Consider the following 17,360-nt stretch of genomic DNA (forward strand, 5'->3'; position numbering starts at 1 on the left):
CCGTAGGCGAGCGACCAGAAAAGAGGAGCCGGCAGCGATGGCCCGCCGCAGCACGAAGACCCCGCCGCCCGACGACTCGTACGAGGAGCGGATCCTCGACATCGACGTCGTGGACGAGATGAAGGGCTCGTACCTCGAGTACGCGTACTCGGTCATCTACTCCCGCGCGCTCCCCGACGCCCGCGACGGCCTCAAGCCGGTGCACCGGCGCATCGTCTACCAGATGAACGAGATGGGCCTGCGCCCCGACCGCGGCTACGTGAAGTGCGCGCGCGTGGTCGGCGAGGTCATGGGCAAGCTGCACCCGCACGGAGACACGTCGATCTACGACGCCCTCGTGCGCATGGCACAGCCCTTCTCGATGAGCGTCCCGCTGGTCGACGGCCACGGGAACTTCGGCTCGCTGGGCAACGACGACCCGCCGGCCGCCATGCGGTACACCGAGTGCCGCGCCGCCGAGGCCGCGAGCCTGATGACGGAGTCCATCGACGAGGACACCGTCGACTTCGCGCCCAACTACGACGGCCAGGAGCAGGAGCCGGGCGCGCTGCCCGCCGCCTTCCCGAACCTGCTGGTGAACGGCGCCTCCGGCATCGCGGTCGGCATGGCCACCAACATGGCGCCGCACAACCTCACCGAGGTCATCGCGGCCGCCCGCCACCTGATCCGCTACCCCAACGCGGATCTGGACGCCCTGATGAAGCACATCCCGGGCCCCGACCTGCCCACCGGCGGCCGGATCGTCGGCCTCTCGGGCATCCGGGACGCGTACGAGACGGGCCGCGGCACCTTCAAGATCCGCGCCACGGTCGCCGTCGAGACGGTCACGGCCCGCCGCAAGGGCCTCGTCGTCACCGAGTTGCCCTTCTCGGTCGGCCCGGAGAAGGTGATCGCCAAGATCAAGGACCTGGTCGGTGCGAAGAAGCTCCAGGGCATCGCCGACGTCAAGGACCTCACCGACCGCGCCCACGGCCTGCGCCTGGTCATCGAGATCAAGAACGGCTTCGTGCCGGAGGCGGTCCTGGAGCAGCTCTACAAGCTGACGCCGATGGAGGAGTCCTTCGGCGTCAACAACGTGGCGCTGGTGGACGGGCAGCCCCTCACGCTCGGCCTCAAGGAGCTCCTGGAGGTCTACCTCGACCACCGCTTCGAAGTGGTGCGCCGCCGCAGCGAGTTCCGGCGCACCAAGCGCCGCGACCGGCTGCACCTGGTCGAGGGCCTGCTCACCGCCCTGGTCGACATCGACGAGGTCATCCGGATCATCCGCTCCAGCGACAACTCCGCGCAGGCGAAGGAGCGCCTGATGGAGCGCTTCTCGCTGAGCGAGATCCAGACGCAGTACATCCTGGACACGCCCCTGCGGCGGCTGACCCGGTTCGACCGCATCGAGCTGGAGTCCGAGAAGGACCGGCTCAACGCGGAGATCGCGGAGCTGACCCGGATCCTGGAGTCGGACTCCGAGCTGCGCAAGCTGGTCTCCGCCGAGCTGGCCGCGGTCGCCAAGAAGTACGGCACCGAGCGGCGCACGGTCCTGCTGGAGGCCGGGGCCACGGCGCCGGTGGCGGCCGTACCGCTCCAGGTGGCGGACGACCCGTGCCGGGTGCTGCTGTCCTCGACGGGGCTGCTGGCCCGTACGGCGAACGGTGAGCCGTTCCCGGAGGAGGCCGGCGGAAAGCGCGCCAAGCACGACGTGATCGTCTCGGCGGTGCCGGCCACCGCGCGGGGCGAGATCGGCGCGGTGACGTCGTCCGGCCGTCTGCTCCGCCTGAATGTGATCGACCTGCCGCAGCTGCCGGAGGCGGCCTCGAACCTCTCGGGCGGTGCCCCGCTGGCCGAGTTCCTCTCCCTGGAGGACGGCGAGACGCTGATCTGCCTCACCACGCTGGACGAGTCCTCACCCGGTCTGGCGCTCGGCACCGAACAGGGTGTCGTCAAGCGCGTGGTCCCCGACTATCCGTCCAACAAGGACGAGTTGGAGGTCATCACGCTCAAGGAGGGCGACCGGATCGTCGGCGCGGTCGAACTGCGCACGGGCGAGGAGGACCTGGTCTTCATCACCGACGACGCACAACTCCTGCGCTACCAGGCCTCGCAGGTGCGCCCGCAGGGGCGTCCGGCGGGCGGTATGGCGGGCATCAAGCTCACCGAGGGCGCAAAGGTGATCTCCTTCACCGCGGTGGACCCGGCCGCCGACGCGGTCGTGTTCACGGTGGCGGGCTCGCGCGGCACGCTCGACGACTCGGTCCAGACGACGGCCAAGGTGACCCCGTTCGACCAGTACCCGCGCAAGGGCCGCGCCACGGGCGGTGTGCGCTGCCAGCGGTTCCTGAAGGGCGAGGACTGCCTGTCCCTGGCCTGGGCGGGCCCCGTCCCGGCCCGCGCCGCACAGAAGAACGGCACCCCGGCGGACCTGCCGGAGATCGACCCGCGCCGCGACGGATCGGGTGTGTCGCTGCCGAAGACGGTTTCGGTGGTGGCGGGGCCGGTGTAGGACTTGGGGAGTCTGGGTCTGGGAGGCCGGTCTGGGTCTGGCGGTCCGATCCAGGGTCTGGCAGGCCCGTCTAGGCCCGTAGAGCTGATCCGGCCGGTCTAGGCCGGTTCCTCGGGATCCTCTTCCGTTCCCTGGACAAAGCGCAGGACGCCCCACATGCCGGCCTCGTCGGCGGCGTGCGGGGCGTCTGTCATGTCCGCCCGGCACGCCTCCACTTCCTTGCCGAGGGCCTGGGTGTCGATGCCCGAGCCGATGAGGACGAGCTGGGTGAGGCGTTCGTCCCCGGCTCCCCAGGGCTCGGGATAGAACCGCAGGAAGCTGCCGACGGCGTGCACGGCGTACCGGTTGCGGACGTCGTAGGGCCCGAAGTCGGCGTACCCCTTGATCCGGTACAGCCCGTCCGGCCGGCTGTCGAGGAAGGCCATGAGCCGACGGGGGTCCATGGGGACGTCGGAACGGAACGACAGGCTGTCGTAGCCGGAGTGCAGGTGGTTGTCGTGACCGTGATCGCCATCGTCCCCGTGGTGATCGAGGTCGTCGAGGTCGTCGAAGGAGAGCTGTCCGATGCGCTCCTCGCTGGGACGGCAGTCGAAGAGGAACTCGGGGTCGATACGGCCGTAGGTGGCGGGGACGACGGCAGCGTGCTCGACAAGGGTGCGCACGGTGGCCAGGACCCGCTCGGCGTCCTGGGGCTCCGCCCGGTCCAGCTTGTTGACCACCACCAGGTCGGCGAGAGCGAGGTGACGGTCGAGCTCGGGGTGCTTGGCGCGGGTGTCCTGGAACTCCGCGGCGTCGACGACCTCGACGAGACCGCCGTAGACGATGCCGGGCTCCTCGCTGGCGAGGACCATGCGGACGAGTTCCTGCGGCTCGGCGAGCCCGCTGGCCTCGATGACGATGACGTCGATGCCGGCGTCGGGGTGGGCGAGCTTGGCGAGGTATCCGTCGAGCTCACTGACGTCGACGGCACAGCACAGGCAGCCGTTCCCGAGGGAGACGGTGGAGTCGCCGAGCGCGCCGGCGACGGCCATGGCGTCGATCTCGATGGCGCCGAAGTCGTTGACGACGGCGCCGATTCGGCTGCCGCCGCTGCGGTGGAGGAGATGATTGAGGAGGGTGGTCTTGCCGGAACCGAGGAATCCGGCGAGGACGACGACCGGGATCTGCCGGGGGCTCCCGCTCGGCTGACTCAACGTACGACCTCTTTCGCGCTGCTGCGTGCACCGGATCGCGGTCCCGGCGCACTGACGAGCTCTGAATGCCGGACCAGGATACGAGCCGGAACAAACCCGCCGAAGTGAACGATTGTTAGCAGCACTTGCGGGGCAGACGTTGGGGAAGGCGCCGGTTCGTGCGACCCTCACTTCCCTCCGTGCGCCTCCTCTCCGCCTCCCCCGCCGATCAGAGCCGCTCGGCACCCTGGGAGACGGCAAGCGCCGCCCACCGCTCGCCGGTCCCCATCAGTCGACCCGCACCCCGACGACCGGCGGACGGCCGCCTGAACCGGGGGTTGACATGGCCACACAGAAGGCTTGGACGCGAGGACTTGGCACAGCGGCCGCAATCGGTGTCGGCGCGTTGGCGGGCATGGCCGTCTCGCTCGCCGCACAGCACCATGCGATGCGGTCCCTCCACACCCGCCTGGACGAGCTGGAATCGGCCGCCCGGTCCCACCAGCACGACGATCTGGCGAGCCAGCAGCGCCAGCACTGGGAGCTGCTCAGCAAAGCCCTGGACGATCCCGAACTGGCCGAGGTCCTGGACCTCTACGAAGCGTCCGTCTCCCCCAAGCAGCGACGCCAGTACCTGTTCGCCAACGCCTTGTACACAAACCTCCTCTTCTACTACCGCATCGGTAACCTCACCAAAGAGGAGTTCTTCAAGCACGTTCGCGGCATCTTCCAGAACCCGATCGTCAGGGACTACTGGTATGCCACACGGCAGCAGCGCGCCAGTCTCGCGGACACCGACGAGGCGGAACTGGGGCAGTTGGTCGACGATCTGTTGCGACAGCTGGAAGAAGCAGACACGGAGGAGTGGTGGGTCGTCGGCGACCCACCGAGCGCGTAGCAGAACGCGAACGCCTCCACCCAGGTAAATCACACCCTCGGGCCATAACGAAGGGGTCAAGTATCCCGTTGTCCCAGGCGCCGCTGAGGTTGACTCAGCCGCCGGGGTCGAGTCACACGCCATCGCGTACGGCAGCCCCGCTCCGCCATCGCTCACGTCGCCAGATGACGCGTGCACCCCACAGGGCCGCTTCGCCTCGTAACCGTCGTGCGCGTGCTCGTCGTTCGTGAGACCAGAGGGAAACCAACAGTGAGTCAGATCATTCGCCGCCTCGGAGCATCGCCACGCGAAAGAGGCAGCACGTCCGGTGCGACATGCCCGGACATTTTCGAGTTGGCCGACGGGAACTTCGCCGTGATCGGGACGGATGCGACCGGCTCCCTGGACTCCCAGCTTCCCGCGGACGCGGCACGGGCCGACTACGAGCGCATCGTGGTCATCACGCGCGAGACCCTGGTACGAGCCAAGGCCGATATTCCGGACGCCTAGGCGAAGTAATGACTCTCATCGAAGAGATGGCTGCACTCATCAGCTCGTCCGCCGCCTCGCCGGCGCTGCTCGCGAAGAACCCCCAGCACCTCGACGTCTGAGACTGCCAACCCCCGACAGTAGGGCTCATCGGCAGAACCGGCAGCTCACACGGCCCGTTGGCCGCCAAGGTCCGGCACCGCCCTGGTGCCGGACCTTCCGTGCTCAGGCCACGTGAGGCACCGCCACCGGCGCCTCCACCCCCACATACCGAGCCACCGGCCGAATGATCTTCGAGTCCGCCGCCTGTTCCAGGATGTTCGCGCTCCACCCCACCACCCGCCCCGCGGCAAAGGTGGGCGTGAACATCTCGCGCGGCAGTCCGCACAGCTCCATGACCACGCCCGCGTAGAACTCGACGTTGGTGTGCAGTTCCCTCCCCGGCTTCAACTCGGCCAGGATCGTCTCCACCCGACGTTCCACCTCGACGGCGAAGTCCACGCGCGGGCCGCCGAACCGCTGCGCGACCTCCCGGAGCATCCGGGACCGAGGGTCCTCCGTCCGGTAGATCGCGTGACCGAAGCCCATGATGCGGTCGCCGGCCAGTACACGTTCCCGGATCCAGGGGTCGATCCGGTCCGGCGTGCCGATCGCGTCCAGCGTGTCCAGTGCCCTGCTCGGCGCACCCCCGTGCAGCGGTCCGGACAGCGCACCCACCGCCCCGACGAGGCACGCCGCCACGTCCGCACCCGTCGACGCCACCACCCGCGCCGTGAAGGTTGATGCATTGAATCCGTGATCAATGGTTGAGATCAAGTACTGCTCGATCGCCCGAGCCCGCGCCTGCTCCGGCTCCGAACCCGTCAACATGTAGAGGTAGTTCGCCGCGTACGAGAGGTCCTCACGCGGCTCCACGGGGTCCAGCCCCGCACCCAGCCGGTACAGCGCCGTGAGCAGCGTGGGTACGGCCGCGGCCGCCACCAGCGTGTCCTGTCGCCGCCCCTCGGGGTCGATGTCGTAGACAGGACGGAACCCCTTCGCCGCCCCGAGCAGCGACAGCGCGCTCCGCATCCCCGCGAGCGGCCCCGACACCCCGCTCGCCGCCGCGACCGCGGGCAGCGCCGCCCGCACCTCGTCCGGCAACCGCCGCAACGCCGCCGTCTCGGCACGGAAGGCCGCACCCCGTACCGCGTCCGGCAGTTCACCGTGGACGAGGAGATGCCACACGTCCTCGAAGCTGCGGGTCTGCGCGAGCTCGACGGCCGAGTACTGGCGGTAGTGATAGAAGCCTTCCCGCCCCCGCACATCCCCGACCTCGGTGTCTGTGACGACGACGCCGGCGAGCCCTCTCGGCACGTCGATGAGAGTGGTTGCAGACCTGTTGACCGACATGATTCCTCCCTGGACTTGATTCGACTGTCCATGGTTGACTCACTAGCTGTCAATATTGATTGAATCAATATGAGATCAATGCACACCATCAACCACCTCGGCTGCGGATACGGTGACCTCTTATGCGCGATCAAGACGCCCACCCCGGCCCCGCCGAACACCGGCTCAGCACCAAGGAAGCCGCCGAACTGCTCGGCGTGAAACCCGAGACCGTGTACGCGTACGTCAGCCGCGGTCAGCTCAGCAGCCGACGCGTCCCCGGCGGCCGGGGCAGCACCTTCGACGCCAAGGAGGTGGAGACCCTCGCCCGACGCAACCGCCGGGAGAGCGGCGGGAGTCCGGGCAGTGGCGGCGAACTGTCGGTGCGGACCCGCATCACGTTCATCGACCGGGACCGCTACTACTTCCGTGGCGTCGATGCCACGGAACTGGCCGCACGCCACTCCTACGAAGAGATCGCGGAGTGGCTCTGGACCGGACAGCTGCACCCCGGCGTCACCTTCACGGCACCCGACTCCTCCGTGCAGGCGGCTCGGCGTGCGGTGGACGCGCTGCCCGAACACACCAGCCCCACCGACCGGTTGCGCGTCGCGGCGATCGCCGCGGCCGCCGCCGACCCGTTGCGTTTCGACCTGTCCGAAGAGTCCGTGCTCGGCACCGCCCGCACCCTCATCCCCACGCTCGTCGCCGGCCTGCCACCCGTCGCGCGCGACCGGCGCCGCGACGACGGCCCCCTGGCCCACCGGCTCTGGACCCGCCTGAGCGGCCGCAAGCCCGACGAGGCGTCCCTTCGCGCCCTGGACACCGCTCTCGGCCTGCTCGTCGACCACGACCTCGCCGCCTCGACCCTCGCGGTACGGGTCGCCGCGTCGGCCCGTGCGCACGCGTACGCGGCCGTCTCCGCCGGGCTCGGCGTCCTGGAAGGCCCCCTGCACGGCGCGGCCAGCGGGCTGGCCCACAAGTTGCTGCTCGACGTGCTCGATCGGGGCGACGCGGCCCCCGTGATCGCGGAGGAGCTGCGGGCCGGCCGGCGCGTCCCCGGCCTCGGTCACCGGCTCTACGCGGGCGAGGACCCACGCGCGCGGGCCCTGTTCGCGCTTCTGGAGGAGATCCCGCGCGCGGAGCCCGCCCTCCTCGCGGCCCGCGACATCGTCGCCACCACGACCCGGCACGCCCCTCTGCACGCCAACGTGGACCTCGCCCTCGCCGTGCTGACCGCCTCCTCCGGCATGCCCTCCACGGCTGGCGAGACGGTCTTCGCCGCCGCCCGGACGGCGGGCTGGATCGCCCACGCCCTGGAGGAGTACGGCGAGCGCCCGCTGCGCATGCGCCCGAGCGGCCTCTATGTGGGCCCCAAGCCACCCCAGCCGCTGCCCCAGCCGATGCCCGAGCAGTGACTCCGCAGGAGGCACGGCCGCACCCGTCGGCTCCCCGGCTCCGGCCGGACCGAAAGTCGCCGTGCGCCAAGTCAGGTTAGGCTCACCTCTGTGAGTACCTGTACAACGGTCTCGCACGACCTCGACGAGCCCGTTTCCGGAACCGCGGCCACCGCGCGGACCTGGCTGCTCCTGGAGCAGCCCGGCCCCTGGGGCGCCAAGGCTCTCACCTCGAGCCACCTGGACCCCGCGCTCGGCCGCGCCCTGGAGGCAGCGGCGAAGGACACGGGCGTACGCGTCGCCCTGATCCGCCGCCCAGGGCGGCACGCCGACAGCGGCACCCCCACCGTCCGGCAGGTGTACGCGGCCCACACCGCGCCCGGCAAGGTGTGGCTCCGCAGTGCGACGACCCGTGACCCGCGGGACCTGCTCGACCTGGATCTCGCAGCGCTCGGCAGGGGCGACCACACCTCCTTCGACGCCGCCCTCCACGGGCGGGCCCACACCGGCGATCCGCTCGCACTCGTCTGCACCAACGGCAAGCGGGACCGCTGCTGCGCCCTCCTAGGCCGCCCGCTCGCCGCGGAACTGGCCGCCTCGGCAGTGGAGGGCGCCTGGGAGGTCACCCATCTGGGTGGTCACCGTTTCTCGCCGACGGTGCTCGTCCTGCCGTACGGCTACGCCTACGGCCGTGCCGAGGCCCACACCGTCAAGCAGGTCCTCCACAGCGTCCAGGAGGGCCGGATCGTGGTCGAGGGGTGCCGCGGGAGCTCCGCCTGGGAGCGGCCGGGCCAGGCGGCCGAGCTGGCCGTGCGCAGGGCCGTGGGCGAATACGCGGCGGAGGCGCTGACAGTCGTACGGACCGGCGGCGCGGCTCCGCACTGGGAGGTGACCGTCGCGCACGTCGACGGCCGCCACTGGCGGGTCCTCGTGGCCCAGACGGCCTCACTGCCGCCCCGCCCGGAGAGCTGCGGAGCGTCCGTGCTCGGCTCGCCCGCGCGGATGGACGTGGTGACGGTCCGGGAGTTGGCCACCTCGACAGTCCTGGCGAGCTGACCGCCCCAACAACCCCGTCCACACATTGATCAAGAGATCCATGCCACACCTCCGGCGATGGATCCGGCGCCCCCACGTACCTTCATGGGTATGAGCCGCACTGCCCCTGCCCGACGCCTGCGCCTGGGCCTGCCCCGCCGCGTGTTCTCTCAGGTGCTCCTGATGCAGCTGGCGATCGCCGCGGGAGTCGCGGTGCTCGCGACCGGACTCTTCCTGGCCCCGCTGAGCAACCAGCTGGACGACCAGGCGATGCGCCGGGCGCTCGCCATCGCCCAGACCACCGCCGCCGAGCCGCAGATCGCCGAGCAGGTCAAGGACACGCCCCCGCTGCCCAGTGGCCCCGTGCAGAGGGAGGCGGAGCGGATCCGCCGGGCGACGGGGGCCGAGTACGTCGTCGTGATGGACTGGCGGGGCGTGCGCTGGTCGCATCCGACCCGCAGCGAGGTCGGCAGGACCGTCTCCACCGACCCCGGCCAGGCTCTGGCCGGCAAGGAGATCATGCAGATCGACAGCGGCACCCTGGGCCGCACCGCCCGCGGCAAGGTCCCGCTGTACGACACTCACGGCAAAATCGTCGGGGCGGTCTCGGTCGGTATCGCCTACGACAGCGTGCGCGCCCGGCTGATCCACGCGATCCCCGGGCTCTTCGCCTACGCCGGCGGGGCCCTCGCCGTCGGTGCGCTCGCGGCCTGGCTCATCTCACGCCGCGTCCAGCGCCAGACCCGCGATCTGGCCTTCTCCGACATCTCCGGTCTCCTCGCCGAGCGCGAGGCCATGCTGCACGGCATCAGGGAGGGTGTCGTCGCCCTCGACCGCGCCGGGCGCATCCGCCTGCTCAACGACGAGGCACGGCGGCTGCTGGGCATCGGCGACGAGGCCGTCGGCCGCTCCCCCGACGAGGCGCTCGGGGACGGCCGTACGGCCGACGTCCTGGCCGGACGCGTCACCGGCACCGATCTGGTCACCGTCCGCGGCCAGCGGGTGCTGGTCGCCAACCGCATGCCCACCGACGACGGCGGCGCGGTGGCCACTCTGCGCGATCGCACCGAACTGGAGCAGCTGGGCCGGGAACTCGACTCGACCCACGGCCTGATCGACGCGCTACGGGCGCAGGACCACGAGCACGCGAACCGGATGCACACCCTCCTGGGGCTGCTCGAGCTGGAGATGTACGAGGACGCGGTGGAGTTCGTGGGAGAGGTCGTCGGCGACCACCGGGCCACCGCGGAACAGGTCACCGAGAAGATCGAGGACCCGCGGCTCGCCGCCCTGCTGGTGGGCAAGGCCACCGTCGCGGCCGAACGCGGAGTAGCCCTCTGGGTCTCCGACCGGACCCGGCTGCCGGACCGGCTCGTCGATCCGAGCGGACTGGTCACCATCGTCGGCAACCTCGTGGACAACGCCCTGGACGCCGCCGCCGGAGCACCGCACGCGCGCGTGGAGGTCGAACTGCGCACAGAGGGCCGTACGGCCGTCCTCAGAGTGCGGGACACCGGCCCCGGGATCCCGGTGGAGCAGCGGGAGCTGGTCTTCACCGAGGGGTGGTCGACCAAGGAGCCCCCGGCTCACCGGGGACGTGGCCTCGGGCTCTCCCTGGTGCGCAAGCTCGCCGAACGCCAGGGCGGCAGCGCGACCGTCGGGGACGCCGGCGGCGGGGGCGCCGAGTTCACCGTCGTACTGCCCGACGCACTGGCCGAGCCGCAACCCGCTCTCACCGCACCGACGTCCCAGCAGGCCGCCGAGGAGGAGTCGTGATGATCGAGGTCCTGGTCGTGGACGACGACACCCGCGTGGCGCGCGTCAACGCCGCGTACGTCGAGAAGGTGCCCGGCTTCCATGTGGCCGGTGAGGCGCACAACGCGGCGGAGGCGCTACGGCAGCTGGAGGCGCTGCCGCACGTCGACCTGGTCCTCATGGACCATTATCTGCCCGACGAGACCGGCCTGGCGGTGGTCCAGGAGATGCGGCGGCGCGGCCACCAGACCGACGTGATCATGGTGACGGCTGCGCGGGACGTGACGACTGTGCAGGCGGCGATGCGGCACGGCGCGCTCCAGTACCTGGTCAAGCCCTTCGCCTTCGCCGGCCTCAGAGCCAGGCTGGAGGCGTACGCCGAGCTGCGCCGCACCCTGGACGGAGGTGGCGAGGCGGAACAGGCCGAGGTCGACCGCATCTTCGGCGCCCTGTCCTCGTCGGCGGAGCCCGACCTGCCCAAGGGACACTCCCCCACCACGGCGGAACTCGTCCGCAGGTCCCTGATGAACGCCGAAGGGCCCCTGTCGGCTCAGGAGATCGCCGACCGGACCGGGGTGAGCCGTCAGACCGCCCAGCGTTATCTGAAGCTCCTGGAGCGCACGGGACGGGCCAGGCTGACCCTCAAGTACGGCGACGCGGGCCGCCCGGAACACCGTTACGTGTGGGCGACCCGCGCGTGAGCAGGTCTCTCGTGCACAGCGCCGCGCTCAGCCCGCGTTCTGTGCGGCCTTCTCGACGAACTCCGTCGTGTACGTCTTGTCGAGGTCGACGTCGGCGTTCTGGATGGCCGGGTTGAACGCCTTGAGGACCTTCTCGACGGTCTCGGGACCGTTCTTGGGCATCACACCGTCCTTGGTGAACATGGGCAGCGTGTTCTTGATGGCCACCGCGTAGAGCAGCTTGTTGCCCTGGGAGTAGTCGGCGGGCATCTTGTCGGCGATCTGGGTCGCGCTGTGGGTGGACATCCACTTGAGCGTCTTGACGAATGCATTGGCCAACTTCTGCACGGTGTCCTTGTGACCGTTGACCCATTCAGTCTGCATGTACAGGCTTGACGAGGGATACGGTCCGCCGAGCGCCTCGTCGGAACCCTGGGGCGTGCGCATGTCCAGAAGGACCTTGCCGGCCTTCTTGTCGAGAATCGTCGCGACGGTCGGGTCGGTCGTCATACCGCCGTCGATCGAGCCCTGTTGCAGTGCCGAGATGAAGGTCGGCCCCGCTCCGACGGCGACCGGGGTGAAGTCGCTGACCTTCACGCCGTTCTTGACCGCGAGGTACTTGGTGAGGAAGTCGGTCGAGGAGCCGAGGCCCGTGACGCCGAGCTTCTTGCCCTTGAAGTCCTTGGGCGAGGTGATGTCACCGGCCGCATTGTTGGAGACGATCTCCACCTCGCCGGGCGCGTGCGAGAACTGCACGACCGACTCCACGTCCTTGCCCTTCACCTGAAGGTCCAGCGTGTGGTCGTAGAAGCCGACGGCACCCTGGACCTGGCCGGAGACCAGCGCGGTCTCGGCCTGGACTCCGGCGGGCTCGCTCAGCAGCTCCACGTCGAGCCCCTCGGAGTCGAAGTACCCGAGCCGCTGGGTGAGCATCGCGGGCAGGTAGATGACCTTGTCCAGGCCGCCGACCATGATCTTGACCTTGGTTCCCTTGCCGTCGCCCTTGCTGCCGGAGCCGGTCGAGGCGGTGCTCGAGGCGTCGTTGGCGCAGGCGGTGAGGGAGGAGAGGGCGAGCAGGCCGGCTCCGGCCAGGGAGGCGTATCGGGCGGACTTGCGCATGGGGTTCACGTCCTTGTGAGAGAAAGGGGCGCCGCGTTGGTTGCTCACGGGCGAGGAGATGCGGGAGCGGTCGGCGACAGGCGAGCAGGGGACCGAAGTGGCAGTCGGCTCCAAGAGAGGGCTTGCCGCAGCATTCGTCAGCTGTCGGACCCCGACGGCTTCCAGCGGAAGATGCGGCGCTCGGCGAAGGTGAGCAGCCCTTCGGCGAGGAGTGCGACCACGGCGAGGATGACCATCGCGGCGTACACACCGGCCGCGTTGAAGGTGCCCTGGGACTGAGCGACGAGCAGGCCGATGCCCTTGGTCGCACCGATGTACTCGCCGACGATGGCCCCGATGAGGGCGAAGCCGAAGCTGACGTGCAGGCTGGTGAAGATCCAGGAGGTGGCGGACGGGATGACGACCTGAAGCGTCACCCTGCGATCGCTCGCGCCGAGGATGCGGGCGTTGGCGACCAGGTTGCGGTCGACCTCGCGGGCGCCCTGGAAGGCGTTGAAGAAGACCGGGAAGAAGACCAGGACGACGGCAGAGGCCACCTTGGAGGCCGGTCCGAGACCGAACCAGATCACGAAGATGGGTGCAAGGACAATCCTGGGTATCGAGTTGAGCACCTTGATGTATGGACCAAGTACGTCGGCGAGCAAGGTGATCCGCCCCAGCGCAATACCGAAGACCACACCGGCGACCACACCGAAGACCCAGCCCAGCAGCGCCTCGTGCAGCGTGTACCAGATCTGTTCGCCCAGCGATCCGAGTGCCGTCCCGTGCGTGATCCAGGTCCAGATCTGGTCCCAGATCTTCGAGGGCATGGAGAAGTTGAAGGGATCGATGACCTCGGTCCGGGCGAGCACTTCCCACAGGCCGAGGACGGCCACCAGGAGCAGTACCCGGGACACGGTGACGACGATCCTGCGCCTGCGGGCGGCACGCGCGCGTGAGTGCGCACGGTCGGGCGGGGTCTTGGCCGTGTCCACGACCGGTGTGCTGAGGACCTCAGGCGACATGAGCGGCACCCCTCTCCCGGGTGATGCGGACCTCTTCGCCGAGGGACTCCCAGATCTCGCGGTAGATCTCGATGAACCGCGGCTCCAGGCGCACCGACTCGACCTTGCGCGGCCGCGGCAGGTCGATGTCGAACACCTGCTTGACGGTGGCCGGCCCGGCCGTCATCACGACGACCTTGTCGGCCAGCGCGATGGACTCCTCCAGATCGTGGGTGACGAAGACGACGGAGGCGCCCGTGCCCTCCCACAGTTCGAGGAGTTCGTCGGACATCAGGGCCCGGGTCTGCACGTCGAGCGCCGAGAACGGCTCGTCCATGAGCAGGATCTCGGGGTCGTTGACGAAGGTGGCGGCGAGCGCGACACGCTTGCGCTGGCCACCGGAGAGCTGGTGGGGGTAGCGGTCCTCGAAGGCCGCGAGCCCGACCCGGGCCAGCCACTCCCGGGCCTTCTGCTTCGCCTCGGCCTTGGGCACGCCGCGGAACCGCGGACCCGCCATCACGTTCGAGAGCACCGTGCGCCAGGGGAAGGTGGCGTCCTGCTGGAAGACGAAACCGACCTTGTCCCCGACTCCGCGGACCGGTTCCCCGACCACCAGAACCTCGCCCTCGGAGGGCTCCTCCAACCCGCTGACCAGCGTCAACGTGGTCGATTTGCCGCAGCCCGTGGGGCCGACGACCGCCACGAACTCCCCACGCCCCACCGTGAGATCGAGTCCCCTGACCGCCGTGTGCAGACCCCCCGACGGGGTCCGGAATGTCTTGCTCGCGCCCCGCAGCTCGATGGCGGGGCTGATGTCTGCGCTCATGGCCGGGGACGGTAGATGCGGCCCACACCACGGCATCAGTCTTCTGGGCGCATGCCGTTCTTTTGCTTGCAACAGCCTGTTGTGCTCATTTTGCGCGCGCTACAACAGCGGAGCCGAAACACGGGCGTTACGCCCGCCAGGCCTTGAGGGAAAGAGGCCCGATGATTGACGTCCTGGTCGTGGACGACGACTTCCGTGTCGCCGAGATCAATGCCAAGTACGTGGGGAAGGTTCCCGGCTTCCGGGTGGCCGCCCGCGCGCACAGCGCCGCCCAGGCGCTGTCCAACGTGCAGCGCGGGACCATCGACCTGGTCCTGCTCGACCACTACCTGCCCGACCAGACCGGCCTCGAACTCGTCCACCGCATGCGGGAACAGGGCCACGGCACCGACGTCATCATGATCACCGCGGCCGGTGACGTGACGACCATCCAGGCGGCCATGCGCCTGGGCGCCCTCCACTACCTGGTCAAACCGTTCACCTTCGCGGCCCTGCGCACCCGTCTGGACTCCTACGCCGCCCTGCGTCGCACCGTCGACCGCGTCGGGGGCCGCGGCATCGCAGGCCAGGAACAGGTCGACCGGATCTTCAGCGCGCTGCGCATGACGTCGGCCCCGGCCTCCCCCGGCCTGCCCAGCGGCCACTCGGAACCCACGACGGACCTCATCTGCCGCGTCCTCCACCACGCCGACCATCCCCTGTCCGCCCACGAGGTCGCCGCCGAAACCGGACTGAGCCGCTCCACCGCCCAGCGCTATCTCCGCCACCTCGAACAGGCCGGCCGCCTCCGCCTGTCGCTCAGATACGGCGACACCGGGCGCCCGGAGCACCGGTACGCGTGGGTAGCGCCCTAGCCGTCCTTGCCGCCGTGAAGGAGCGGGGAGAGCGCCTGCGCACGGGATGGTGCCGTACGCCTGGAGGAACCCGGCGCGGGATGTCGTACGACGTAGACGCATGCCGTACGACGACTCCGGCACCGCCCGCTCACCGTCGCCGTCGCTACACGGCTCCCGCCCCCGTCAGTGACCGCACCTCGGTCTCCGCGTGTCTGGCCTCGTCGGCGACCTCCGCCGAGGTGATCGTGCCGAGCCAGCCCGCGACGAAGCCCAGGGGGATGGAGATCAGGCCGGGGTTCTGGAGCGGGAAGTACTGGAAGTCGAGACCGGGGAAGAGCGATTCGGGGCTGCCGGACACCACGGGCGACAGCAGCACCAGGGCCAGGGCCGGGACCAGCCCGCCGTAGACGGACCAGACGGCGCCCCGGGTGGTGAACCCTCGCCAGAACAGCGAATAGAGCAGGACCGGCAGGTTTGCGGAGGCGGCGACGGCAAAGGCGAGGCCGACCAGGAAGGCCACGTTGAGGTCCCTCGCGAACAGACCGAGGGCGATCGCTACCACCCCGATCCCCACGGCGGCGGTCCTGGCCACGGCCACCTCGCTGCGCGGCTTGGCACGTCCACGCCGTAGCGAGGCGTAAAGGTCATGGGCGACGGAGGCCGAGGAGGCGAGCGTGATGCCGGCGACCACGGCAAGGATCGTGGCGAAGGCGACGGCGGCGACGATCGCGAACAGAACCGTTCCGCCCGTGGAGTCGGCACCACCGCCCAAGTCCAGGGCCAGCAACGGGACGGCGGTGTTCCCCGCGGCGTTCGAACCCCTTACGGCTCCGGGTCCGACGATCGCCGCGGCCCCGAAGCCGAGGACGATCGTCATCAGGTAGAAACCGCCGATGAGCCCGATCGACCAGACCACCGAACGCCGTGCCGCGCGTGCGGTGGGCACGGTGTAGAAGCGGGACAGGATGTGCGGCAGCCCCGCTGTGCCGAGCACGAGCGCGAGTCCCAGGCTGATGAAGTCGAAGCGCGCGGTCCAGTCCCCGCCGTACTTCAGGCCCGGCGCCAGGAACGACCGGCCGTGGCCACTGCGTTCCGCCGCCGTGAGCAGCAACTGATCGAAATCGCCGTGGAACCGCACCAGCACCAGCACGGTCAGCGCCACGGTCCCGCCGAGCAGCAGCACCGCCTTGACGATCTGGATCCAGGTGGTGGCCCGCATCCCTCCCAGGGACACATAGATCACCATGAGCGCGCCGACTCCGATGACGGTCCAGGACTGTGCCGCCTCACTGGTGCCGCCGAGCAGCAGCGCGACGAGACTGCCCGCGCCTACCATCTGCGCGACCAGGTACAGCACGGACACAGTGACCGAAGAGGTGCCCGCCGCGATCCGCACCGGTCGCTCGCTCATCCGCGCCGCGACCACGTCGGCGAGGGTGAACCGCCCGCAGTTGCGCACCAGTTCGGCGACCAGGAACAGCACCACCAGCCAGGCCACGAGGAAGCCGACCGAGTAGAGCATCCCGTCGTACCCGAAGAGCGCGATGAGACCGGAGATCCCGAGGAAGGACGCCGCCGACATGTAGTCACCCGCGATGGCAAAACCATTCTCCATCGGCGAGAACAGTCGGCCCCCCGCGTAGAACTCCTCCGCCGAGCCGTGCCGGTGCCGGCTCACCCATGTCGTGATCCCCAGTGTGACCGCGACGAACGCGCTGAACAGCAGCAGCGCCAGAGTCTGGTGGTTCCCCGTCACGATGCAGCACCGCCCCGAGCCGTACGCGTCAGTTCCTGGGTGTCCCAGCGCAGTTCGAGCGCGGCCCGGTCCCGGCGCAGCCGCGCATGCCGGGCGTAGGCCCAGGTCAGCAGGAACGTGGTCAGGAACTGTCCGAGTCCTGCGAGCATGGCCACATTCACCGCGCCCGCCACGGGTCGCGCCATCAGCCCGGGCGCGCTCGTCGCCGTCACGACGTAGGCCACGTACCAGACGAAGAACCCGATGCCCGCCGGGACCACGAATCTCCGGTACCGGCTGCGCACCTCCTGGAAGGCCGCGCTGCGCTGCACTTCGAGGTAGACATCGGCCGCGGCCGCCGCCCTGTCCGCGCGCTCCGCGCGTGCCGCGTCAACCGGGGCCACGGGAGTGCCGTCACCGCTCGTCTCGCCCCAGCCGGAGGCGAGCGCGTCGTACCAGGGATCGTCGTACCGCACCCCGGTCGCCTCGACGTGGGCCTGATCGTGCCCGTCGTGGGTCTCGGCCGTACTCTCGGCGTCACCCCCGCTTCCGCGGGGACGAGCGTTGCTTGACTGCATGCTCAAGGATGGACAG

The 17,360-nt window shown here is 69.8% G+C and carries 15 protein-coding genes; 8 read left to right on the plus strand and 7 right to left on the minus strand.

The genetic code is table 11. The features are described 5' to 3' along the window. Positions 1–37 precede the first annotated feature (37 nt). On the plus strand, positions 38–2,491 hold the full coding sequence (locus AQJ54_RS18025; protein WP_062238470.1) for a DNA gyrase/topoisomerase IV subunit A: 2,454 nt from the start codon (positions 38–40) through the stop codon (positions 2,489–2,491). A gap of 98 nt (positions 2,492–2,589) precedes the next feature. On the opposite strand, the gene AQJ54_RS18030 is transcribed toward AQJ54_RS18025, so the two are convergent. Then, positions 2,590–3,684, minus strand: a complete 1,095-nt coding sequence (locus tag AQJ54_RS18030) for a CobW family GTP-binding protein (protein WP_062238472.1) — start codon at positions 3,682–3,684, stop codon at positions 2,590–2,592. Between the two features lie 322 nt (positions 3,685–4,006). Here AQJ54_RS18030 and AQJ54_RS18035 point away from each other — a divergent pair, with 322 nt between their 5' ends. Both AQJ54_RS18035 and AQJ54_RS18040 read left to right on the plus strand, forming a co-directional pair. After that, positions 4,007–4,561 carry a DUF6082 family protein gene (locus AQJ54_RS18035; protein WP_062238474.1) on the plus strand — a complete coding sequence of 185 codons (555 nt, stop codon included), beginning with the start codon at positions 4,007–4,009 and terminating at the stop codon, positions 4,559–4,561. 249 nt (positions 4,562–4,810) lie between these two features. After that, the gene (locus AQJ54_RS18040; RefSeq protein ID WP_059207217.1) at positions 4,811–5,050 is read left to right on the plus strand and encodes a hypothetical protein; all 240 of its coding nucleotides are present in this window, start codon (positions 4,811–4,813) and stop codon (positions 5,048–5,050) included. A 204-nt stretch (positions 5,051–5,254) separates the two neighbouring features. On the opposite strand, the gene AQJ54_RS18045 is transcribed toward AQJ54_RS18040, so the two are convergent. Beyond that, positions 5,255–6,421 (minus strand): citrate synthase/methylcitrate synthase, encoded by a 1,167-nt coding sequence (locus AQJ54_RS18045; protein WP_062238476.1) that lies wholly within the window; start codon positions 6,419–6,421, stop codon positions 5,255–5,257. Between the two features lie 122 nt (positions 6,422–6,543). Here AQJ54_RS18045 and AQJ54_RS18050 point away from each other — a divergent pair, with 122 nt between their 5' ends. The 4 genes from AQJ54_RS18050 to AQJ54_RS18065 all read left to right on the plus strand — a co-directional run bounded on the left by AQJ54_RS18050 (position 6,544) and on the right by AQJ54_RS18065 (position 11,288). After that, entirely contained in the window at positions 6,544–7,818 is a 1,275-nt protein-coding gene (locus AQJ54_RS18050) for a citrate synthase (RefSeq protein ID WP_062238478.1), read from the plus strand. 90 nt (positions 7,819–7,908) lie between these two features. Next, positions 7,909–8,853, plus strand: a complete 945-nt coding sequence (locus tag AQJ54_RS18055) for a ferredoxin family protein (protein ID WP_062238480.1) — start codon at positions 7,909–7,911, stop codon at positions 8,851–8,853. Positions 8,854–8,943: 90 nt separating this feature from the next. Next, entirely contained in the window at positions 8,944–10,608 is a 1,665-nt protein-coding gene (locus AQJ54_RS18060; RefSeq protein WP_062238482.1) for a sensor histidine kinase, read from the plus strand. Continuing rightward, a complete protein-coding gene (locus AQJ54_RS18065; RefSeq protein ID WP_062238485.1) occupies positions 10,608–11,288 on the plus strand; it encodes a response regulator in 681 nt (226 codons plus the stop codon). The genes AQJ54_RS18060 and AQJ54_RS18065 overlap by 1 nt, the downstream gene beginning before the upstream one ends. A 27-nt stretch (positions 11,289–11,315) precedes the next feature. Here the strand turns inward: AQJ54_RS18065 and AQJ54_RS18070 are convergent, their stop codons facing one another. The 3 genes from AQJ54_RS18070 to AQJ54_RS18080 all read right to left on the minus strand — a co-directional run bounded on the left by AQJ54_RS18070 (position 11,316) and on the right by AQJ54_RS18080 (position 14,195). Further along, positions 11,316–12,386, minus strand: a complete 1,071-nt coding sequence (locus AQJ54_RS18070) for an ABC transporter substrate-binding protein (RefSeq protein ID WP_062238487.1) — start codon at positions 12,384–12,386, stop codon at positions 11,316–11,318. A 137-nt stretch (positions 12,387–12,523) separates the two neighbouring features. Further along, positions 12,524–13,390 (minus strand): ABC transporter permease, encoded by an 867-nt coding sequence (locus AQJ54_RS18075; protein ID WP_062022913.1) that lies wholly within the window; start codon positions 13,388–13,390, stop codon positions 12,524–12,526. Continuing rightward, the gene (locus AQJ54_RS18080) at positions 13,380–14,195 is read right to left on the minus strand and encodes an ABC transporter ATP-binding protein (RefSeq protein ID WP_020139173.1); all 816 of its coding nucleotides are present in this window, start codon (positions 14,193–14,195) and stop codon (positions 13,380–13,382) included. The genes AQJ54_RS18075 and AQJ54_RS18080 overlap by 11 nt, the downstream gene beginning before the upstream one ends. A gap of 161 nt (positions 14,196–14,356) precedes the next feature. Here AQJ54_RS18080 and AQJ54_RS18085 point away from each other — a divergent pair, with 161 nt between their 5' ends. Next, complete coding sequence (locus AQJ54_RS18085) at positions 14,357–15,049, plus strand: response regulator (RefSeq protein ID WP_030314132.1); 693 nt, start codon at positions 14,357–14,359, stop codon at positions 15,047–15,049. Between the two features lie 145 nt (positions 15,050–15,194). On the opposite strand, the gene AQJ54_RS18090 is transcribed toward AQJ54_RS18085, so the two are convergent. Together AQJ54_RS18090 and AQJ54_RS18095 are read right to left on the minus strand one after the other, a co-directional pair. Next, positions 15,195–16,787 carry a solute symporter family protein gene (locus tag AQJ54_RS18090; protein ID WP_062238489.1) on the minus strand — a complete coding sequence of 531 codons (1,593 nt, stop codon included), beginning with the start codon at positions 16,785–16,787 and terminating at the stop codon, positions 15,195–15,197. Beyond that, on the minus strand, positions 16,784–17,344 hold the full coding sequence (locus AQJ54_RS18095; RefSeq protein WP_062238713.1) for a DUF485 domain-containing protein: 561 nt from the start codon (positions 17,342–17,344) through the stop codon (positions 16,784–16,786). The genes AQJ54_RS18090 and AQJ54_RS18095 overlap by 4 nt, the downstream gene beginning before the upstream one ends. Between the last annotated feature and the right edge of the window lie 16 nt (positions 17,345–17,360).

The organism is Streptomyces griseorubiginosus (assembly GCF_001514195.1).
Classification (GTDB): Bacteria; Actinomycetota; Actinomycetes; order Streptomycetales; family Streptomycetaceae; genus Streptomyces; species Streptomyces griseorubiginosus.

Coding starts and splice junctions, on each gene's coding strand:
- AQJ54_RS18080 (WP_020139173.1), bottom strand. CDS start 14,195: ATGAGCGCAGACATCAGCCCCGCCATCGAGCTGCGGGGCGCGAGCAAG.
- AQJ54_RS18035 (WP_062238474.1), top strand. CDS start 4,007: ATGGCCACACAGAAGGCTTGGACGCGAGGACTTGGCACAGCGGCCGCA.
- AQJ54_RS18050 (WP_062238478.1), top strand. CDS start 6,544: ATGCGCGATCAAGACGCCCACCCCGGCCCCGCCGAACACCGGCTCAGC.
- AQJ54_RS18095 (WP_062238713.1), bottom strand. CDS start 17,344: ATGCAGTCAAGCAACGCTCGTCCCCGCGGAAGCGGGGGTGACGCCGAG.
- AQJ54_RS18085 (WP_030314132.1), top strand. CDS start 14,357: ATGATTGACGTCCTGGTCGTGGACGACGACTTCCGTGTCGCCGAGATC.
- AQJ54_RS18045 (WP_062238476.1), bottom strand. CDS start 6,421: ATGTCGGTCAACAGGTCTGCAACCACTCTCATCGACGTGCCGAGAGGG.
- AQJ54_RS18065 (WP_062238485.1), top strand. CDS start 10,608: ATGATCGAGGTCCTGGTCGTGGACGACGACACCCGCGTGGCGCGCGTC.
- AQJ54_RS18075 (WP_062022913.1), bottom strand. CDS start 13,390: ATGTCGCCTGAGGTCCTCAGCACACCGGTCGTGGACACGGCCAAGACC.
- AQJ54_RS18060 (WP_062238482.1), top strand. CDS start 8,944: ATGAGCCGCACTGCCCCTGCCCGACGCCTGCGCCTGGGCCTGCCCCGC.
- AQJ54_RS18070 (WP_062238487.1), bottom strand. CDS start 12,386: ATGCGCAAGTCCGCCCGATACGCCTCCCTGGCCGGAGCCGGCCTGCTC.
- AQJ54_RS18025 (WP_062238470.1), top strand. CDS start 38: ATGGCCCGCCGCAGCACGAAGACCCCGCCGCCCGACGACTCGTACGAG.